The following is a 7,360-nucleotide window of genomic DNA, read 5'->3' on the forward strand; positions in this document are numbered from 1 at the left end:
GCCGATGACTGATCTTCGTCCCGTGCTGCGCGTATTGGGCATTTTGCTGCTGATGTTTGGCGGCACGATGGCCGTGCCCGCGATCTCCTCGCTGTGGCTCGATGACGGCGTGTTTGGCGTCTACCCGCTCACGATGGGTATCACCTGGGCCTGCGGCACGGTGCTGTGGTGGCTGGCGCGCCATGAGCAGCGCGAGCTGCAGGCGCGCCACGGCATCATGCTGGTCGCCTTTGTGTGGATGGTGTTCCCGCTGTTTGCCGCGCTGCCGCTGTACCTGGGCTTTGAGCGCATTGACCGGGCGCTGAGCTGGCAGCATGCCTATTTTGAAGCGGTCTCGGGCCTTACCACCACTGGCTCCACCGTGCTCAACCATGTGGATACCTTGCCGGTGTCGCTCAACATCTGGCGCACTTTCTTGCAGTGGATGGGGGGCATGGGCATCCTAATTCTGGCCGTGGCCATCCTGCCGATGATTGGCATGGGCGGCAGCCAGCTGTTCCGCGCCGAGGCCGCCGGCCCGGTGAAGGACACCAAGCTCACGCCGCGCATGGCCGAGACTGCCAAGGGCCTCTGGGGCGTGTACGGCCTGTTTTCCGTGCTTTGCGCGCTGGCCTACTGGCTGGCCGGCATGACGCCGCTCGATGCGGTGATGGTCATGTTCACCACGGTGAGCCTGGGCGGCCTCACGCCCCATGACGCGAGCTTTGCCTATTTCAACTCGCCGCTGATCGAGGGCATCTGCACGGTCTTCATGCTGCTGGCCAGCTGCAACTTCGCGCTGTATTTTGTCGCCATCCGCAAACGCAATGTCTGGGTGCTGTACCGGCAGCCCGAGTTCCGCGCCACCATCGGCACCTTGCTGGGCGGCGGCTTGCTGGTGGCGGGCCTGCTGTGGTTCAAGGGGGTGTACGGGCCACTCGAATCACTGCGCATGGGCGTGTTCCACACCGTGTCGGTGGCCACCACCACCGGCTATGCGGCCGTGGATTTTGGCCTGTGGCCGCCATTTGCGCCGGTCTTCATGCTGCTGCTGTCGGGCGTGGCCACCAGCGCGGGCTCGACCGGCGGCGGCATCAAGATGATCCGCATGCTGCTGCTGCTCAAGCAGACCCGGCGCGAAATGCGCCGCCTGGTCCACCCCAATGCGGTGCAGCCAGTGACGGTGGGGGGCCTGGCGGTGGATGAGCGGGTGATCTTCTCGGTGCTGGCCTTCATGCTGGTGTACTGCGCCACCATTGCGGTGCTGACCATGGCCCTGCTGTTCACGGACATGGATTTGCACAACGCGCTGGGCGCCGTGCTTGCCAGCGTGAACTGTGCCGGTGTAGGCTGGGGCGATCTGGGCCCCAGCAACAATTTTGCCGGCCTGACCAGCTTTCAGCTGAGCGTGACCACCCTGGGCATGCTGATGGGCCGGCTGGAGATCCTCAGCTTTCTGGCCCTGTTGACACCGGCTTTCTGGAGAAGGTGAGTGCTTGCTAGGTAGGGCGGCAGCAAAGTTCTGGTGACTTTGGCCCTCAACTCTCTACAATTGGTACTCAATTGTTTTTTGCTCGTTTTTTTTGAGCCCTCAAACAGTATTCATTTATGGTCCCGAATCTCATAACAGCCCTAACGGGGCCCATCAACGAATTGGAACAGCGCATGCTCGATGCCATGCCCGCGATCGAGCGCTGGTTCCGTCTGGAGTGGATGGAGCACACGCCTCCACTCTATTCGTCGGTGGATATCCGCAATGCCGGCTTCAAGCTCGCACCGGTTGATACCAACCTGTTCCCCGGCGGTTGGAACAACCTGACGCCAGAGATGGTGCCGCTGGCTGTGCAATCGGCAATGGCTGCGATTGAAAAGATCTGCCCCGAGGCGCGCAACCTGCTGATCATTCCCGAGAACCAGACGCGCAATCCCCAGTACCTGGCCAATCTGGTGCAGCTGCAGCATATCTTCTCGATGGCGGGGCTGAATGTGCGCATCGGCTCGATCGACCCGGAGGTCAAGGAGACCATCAAGCTCAAGGTCGGGAACAAGGAGCTGGTGATTGAGCCGGCGCTGCGCCATGGCCGCCGCGTGGGTCTGAAGTATTTCGACCCCTGCACGATCTTGCTGAACAATGACCTGTCCACCGGCGCGCCCGGCATTCTGGAAGAGGTGTATGAGCAGTTTGTGCTGCCGCCGCTGCATGCGGGCTGGAGCGTGCGCCGCAAGAGCCGCCATTTTCAAAGCTATGAAGAGGTGGCCAAGCGCTTTGGCAAGCTGATGGGGATCGATCCCTGGCTGATCAACCCGATGTTCAGCAGCCGCAAGGGCGTGGACTTCACCGACGGCAGCGAGCATGCACTCGATGAGTTGCGTGAAGATGTCGACGTGATGCTGACCAAAGTGCGCCGCAAGTACAAGGAATACGGCATCAAGGAGACGCCCTTTGTCGTCGTCAAGGCCGACAACGGGACCTATGGCATGGGCGTGATGAGCGTGCATGACGCCAAGGAGCTGCGTCAGCTGTCGGTCAAGACCAAGAACCAGATGTCGCTGGTCAAGGACGGCCAGCAGGTCCATGACATGATCATCCAGGAGGGTGTGCAGACCGTCGAGCGCATGGACAAGGAAGCGGCCGAGCCGGTGGTCTACATGATTGACCGCTATGTGGTGGGCGGCTACTACCGCGCCCACTCGGACAAGGGCGCCGAGGACAACCTCAATGTGCCGGGCGCGCATTTCATCCCGCTGTCGTTCGAGCACGGCATCTCGCCGGGTGACTCGGTCGGGGCCAGCGCGCCCAACCGCTTCTATATGTATGGCGTGGTGGCGCGGCTGGCGATGCTGGCGGCCAGCTACGAGCTCGAGGCGACCGACCCGGACGCTGAAATCTACGACTGAGCCGTTTGCGGCCTTCCTGCAACCTCTGATTGCCGCCCGCTGCTGATCCGCCATTCGGGCTTGTCCGGATGCGCGGCTTCACTGTGGGCGCAACAACAGGCGCACAATGCAAACCAATCCACTACAAGCATGCCTGATGCGGCATGGCACAAAGGCTTGATGTGCAACACAACAATAAATCCGCACTCCCCGCGCTGACGCTAGGCGCCATCGGGGTGGTGTATGGCGATATCGGCACCAGCGTGCTGTACTCGCTCAAAGAGGTGTTTGGCTCCGGCCATGTGCCTTTCACCCACGACAACGTCTACGGCGTCCTGTCCATCCTGTTCTGGACCTTGACCTTGATCGTCTCGCTCAAATACGTGGTCCTGGTGCTGCGGGCGGACAACAACGGCGAGGGCGGGCTGATTGCGATGCTGGCGCTGGCCTCGCAGGCGGTCAAGGACAAGCCCAGGCTGCGCTCGGTGCTGATGCTGGTCGGTATCTTTGGTACCTGTCTGTTCTACGGTGATGGCGTGATCACGCCGGCCATCTCGGTGCTCTCAGCCGTCGAAGGCCTGGAAGTGGTCTCGCCCGGCTTCAAGTCCTGGGTGATTCCGCTCACCTTGGTGGTCCTGCTGCTGCTGTTTTGGGTGCAAAAACGGGGCACGGCGGGCATCGGCAAGTTCTTCGGGCCCATCATGGTGGTCTGGTTCATCTGCATTGCCGCCTTGGGCGTCTGGAACATTGTGGACCACCCGCAGGTGCTGTGGGCGCTCAGCCCGCACCATGCGCTGGGCTTTATCGGCCGCCATCCCGGCATCAGCTTCATCATTCTGGGCGCCGTGGTGCTCTGCGTGACCGGGGCGGAGGCCTTGTATGCCGACATGGGCCATTTTGGCCGCAAGCCCATTCGCTTGGCCTGGTTCAGCGTGGCGATGCCTTCCTTGGTGCTCAATTACTTTGGCCAGGGCGCGCTGGTGCTGGAAAACGCTGAAGCCGTGAAGAACCCCTTCTTCATGCTGGCGCCCGGCTGGGCGCTGCTGCCTCTGGTGCTGCTCGCGACGATGGCGACGGTGATCGCATCGCAGGCGCTGATCACCGGCGCCTTCAGCGTCACCAAGCAGGTCATCCAGCTCGGTTACCTGCCGCGCATCCAGATCCTGCACACCAGCGTGCGCGACACCGGGCAGATCTACATCCCCTTTGTGAACTGGAGCCTGTTCCTGACCATTGTGCTGGCGGTGATCCTGTTCAAGTCCAGCAGCAATATGGCAGCGGCCTACGGGATCGCGGTGACCCTGGACATGACCATCACCACGGTGCTCACCTTCTTTGTGCTGCGCTATGGCTGGAAATATGCGCTGTGGATGGCGCTGGCGCCGACGGTGTTCTTCTTCTGCATCGATATCACCTTCTTCGCCTCCAATCTGCTCAAGCTGCTCGATGGCGGCTGGTTCCCGCTGGCGATCGGCCTGTGCCTGTTCGTCGTGATGATGACCTGGAAGCGCGGGCGCGAGCTGGTCTACCAAAAGCTCCATGCCGATGGCATCGATCTGCAGTCCTTCCTGCAGATGGTGCTGCAGGCACCGCCCACACGGGTGCCGGGCACGGCGGTGTTCCTGACCTCCGACGCCCATGTGGTGCCCACGGCCTTGCTGCACAACCTCAAGCACAACAAGGTGTTGCATGAGCAGAACATGTTCGTCAACATCGTCTACCACGAGGTGCCCTGGATCGGCCTGGAAAAGCGCGCGGTGATCGAGCCGCTGGGGGGCGACTGCTGGCGCGTGCAGCTGAACTACGGCTTCAAGAACGATGTCGATGTGCCCAATGCGCTGCACCAGCTGCGCGGCCATGGCTGCGATACCGGGCAAATGGTGACCAGCTATTTCCTCTCGCGTGATGTGTTTGTGCCCACGGACAAGGCCAGCGCCGGCATGGCACCTTGGCGGCAGAAGTTGTTTGCCCAGATGCACCACAATGCAGCAGGTGCGGCAGAGTTCCTGCTGCTGCCCAGCAACAGCGTCGTGGAGCTGGGCTCCAAACTCGAAATTTAACCAGCCAGGGCTGCTCACCCGCTGCGCGCACCCCGGGCCAGCGAACACCGTGGCGGCGCGAAAGGGTGTATGCGGTTTTTCAAGGACATGAGCGCATCGGCGCTCATCGCAGGCTTTGTCACGGTGCTGGTGGGCCTGACCAGTTCCATCGCGATTGTGTTCCAGGCGGCGCAAAGCTTTGGCGCCACTCCCGCGCAGGTCTCGTCCTGGGTCTGGTCGCTGGGTATTGGTGTGGGCCTGTGCTGCTGGGTGCCCAGCATCTTGCTGCGCAAGCCGGTGGTCGTGGCCTGGTCCACCCCCGGTGCGGCCGTGCTGGCTACGGCGGGCGCCACCGGGGCGTTTGGCATGGGTGATGCCATTGGCGCCTTCATCATCAGTGCCATATTGATTGCGCTGGTAGGCATGACGGGCTGGTTCGAGCGGCTGATGAACCGCATCCCCATTGCGATTGCCTCGGCCTTGCTGGCGGGCGTGCTGACCCGCTTTGGCCTCGATGCCTTTGCCGCCGCGCAGACCAATACCTGGCTGGTGGTGGCCATGCTGGTCATCTACCTGCTGGGCCGGCGCCTGCTGCCGCGCTATGCGGTCATGCTGACCCTGGCGGTCGGCATTGTGGTGGCGCTGCTGCAGCACAAGATTCTGTGGTCTGCCGTGCAGCCGGGCCTGACGATGCCGGTGTTCACCATGCCCAGCTTCAGCTGGCAGGCCGCAATCAGCCTGGCGCTGCCGCTGTTTGTTGTCACGATGGCCTCGCAGAACCTGCCGGGCGTGGCCATCATCCGGGGCTCGGGTTACGACCTGCCGGTCTCCAAGCTGATCACGATGACGGGGCTGGCCACCTTGCTGCTGGCGCCCTTTGGCGCCTTTGGCATCAACCTGGCGGCCATCACTGCCGCCATCTGCATGGGGCCCGAATCCCACCCCGACAAGGCCAGGCGCTATGCGGCCGCCGTTGTCTGCGGCGTCATCTATGTGCTGATTGGCTGGTTCGGGGTCGTCATTGCCGGCCTGTTGACGGCATTTCCGCATGAGCTGGTGGTGGCGATCGCCGGCATTGCGCTGCTGGGCACCATCGGGGGCGGTTTGCACACGGCCTTGCAAGGCGAGCAGTACCGCGAAGCGGCGCTGATCACCTTCCTGGTCGCGGTGAGCGGCGTGACAATAGCCGGAGTGGGATCGGCCTTTTGGGGCGTGGTCGCAGGCAGCCTTGCGCTTTTTGTGCAACATTACGGCAAGCGCCGCTCGGCTTGAGCGCGCCCAGTTCTGTTCGTTTCTGCTTGCGTGGCCCTCTGGTGGGCAGGCAAGGCCATTGAATACACAGGGCGGCCCCCAGGCCGCCGACCCACACCATGCATATCCTCTTTGTTGCCGATCCGATTGAGTCCTTCAAGATCTACAAGGACAGTACCTTCGCGATGATGCGCAGCGCCCAGGCGCGCGGCCACCGCATCACCGTCTGCGAGCCGCGGCACATCCGCTGGATCAGCGGCGAGAAGGTCTCGGCCCAGGTGCGCGACATTGTGCTGACCGGTGACGAGACGCGCTGGTTTGATGCAGCGCCCGGTCGCCGTGCCGAGCTGGCCGAATTCGACGCCATCGTCATGCGCAAGGATCCGCCCTTCGACAGCGAGTACTTCTACGCCACGCACCTGCTCGGCCAGGCCGAGCGTGAAGGCGCCAAGGTCTTCAACAAGCCAGCCGCCTTGCGCGACCACCCCGAAAAGCTGGCGGTGATGGAGTTTGCCGAATACGCGCCCGTGACCCTGGTCACCCGCAGCGCCCAAGACATCCGCGACTTCCACGCCGAGCACCAGGACATCATCTTGAAGCCCCTGGACGGCATGGGTGGCATGGGCATCTTCCGCGTCGGTGCCGATGGCATGAACCTGGGCAGCATCATCGAAACCTTGAACCTCGACGGCGCCCAGAGCGTGATGGTGCAAAAGTACCTGCCTGAAATCACCAAGGGCGACAAGCGCGTGCTGATCATCGGCGGCCAACCCGTGCCGTTCTGCCTGGCGCGCATCCCGCAGGGCAATGAAGTACGTGGCAATCTGGCCGCTGGCGGCAAGGGTGTGGCGCAGGCACTGGAGCCGGAAGACCGCGCGATTGCCGAGCACATCGGCGCGCGCCTGGCGCCGCGCGGCTTGCTGCTGATCGGCCTGGACATCATTGGTCACCGCATCACCGAGATCAATGTGACCAGCCCCACCTGCTTCCAGGAGATCGAGCAACAGGCCGGCTTCCCTGTGGGCGACATGTTCGTCGAAGCACTGGAAAAGGCCGTTGCAGGCGCCGTCTGACACACGCCTGCAAAAAAGACGGACGTTTTCCTGACGCCCCGGGAAAACGCCTATACAATAGCGTCTATCGACAGCACGATGCCTTGCAAAGCTGCCAGACTCGAAAGAGGGCGGTTCGCAAGGTTTGTTTTTTTGAGGTGC

At 62.6% G+C, this 7,360-nt stretch carries 5 protein-coding genes; all 5 read left to right on the plus strand.

What is annotated here, in order from left to right; translation table 11 throughout:
* Positions 1-4 precede the first annotated feature (4 nt).
* The 5 genes from WH367_RS11325 (at position 5) to gshB (ending at position 7,219) form a co-directional block, all read left to right on the plus strand.
* Entirely contained in the window at positions 5-1,471 is a 1,467-nt protein-coding gene (locus tag WH367_RS11325; RefSeq protein ID WP_339536112.1) for a TrkH family potassium uptake protein, read from the plus strand.
* A 116-nt stretch (positions 1,472-1,587) separates the two neighbouring features.
* Positions 1,588-2,877 (plus strand): glutamate--cysteine ligase, encoded by a 1,290-nt coding sequence (gene gshA / locus WH367_RS11330; protein WP_021026705.1) that lies wholly within the window; start codon positions 1,588-1,590, stop codon positions 2,875-2,877.
* A 161-nt stretch (positions 2,878-3,038) separates the two neighbouring features.
* The gene (locus tag WH367_RS11335) at positions 3,039-4,916 is read left to right on the plus strand and encodes a potassium transporter Kup (RefSeq protein WP_021026704.1); all 1,878 of its coding nucleotides are present in this window, start codon (positions 3,039-3,041) and stop codon (positions 4,914-4,916) included.
* 69 nt (positions 4,917-4,985) lie between these two features.
* Complete coding sequence (locus tag WH367_RS11340) at positions 4,986-6,167, plus strand: benzoate/H(+) symporter BenE family transporter (protein WP_339536114.1); 1,182 nt, start codon at positions 4,986-4,988, stop codon at positions 6,165-6,167.
* A 98-nt stretch (positions 6,168-6,265) separates the two neighbouring features.
* On the plus strand, positions 6,266-7,219 hold the full coding sequence (gshB, locus tag WH367_RS11345) for a glutathione synthase (protein ID WP_339536116.1): 954 nt from the start codon (positions 6,266-6,268) through the stop codon (positions 7,217-7,219).
* Positions 7,220-7,360: the final 141 nt, after the last annotated feature.

It is taken from the genome of Comamonas sp. MYb21 (assembly GCF_037479395.1).
GTDB lineage: Bacteria > Pseudomonadota > Gammaproteobacteria > Burkholderiales > Burkholderiaceae_C > Comamonas.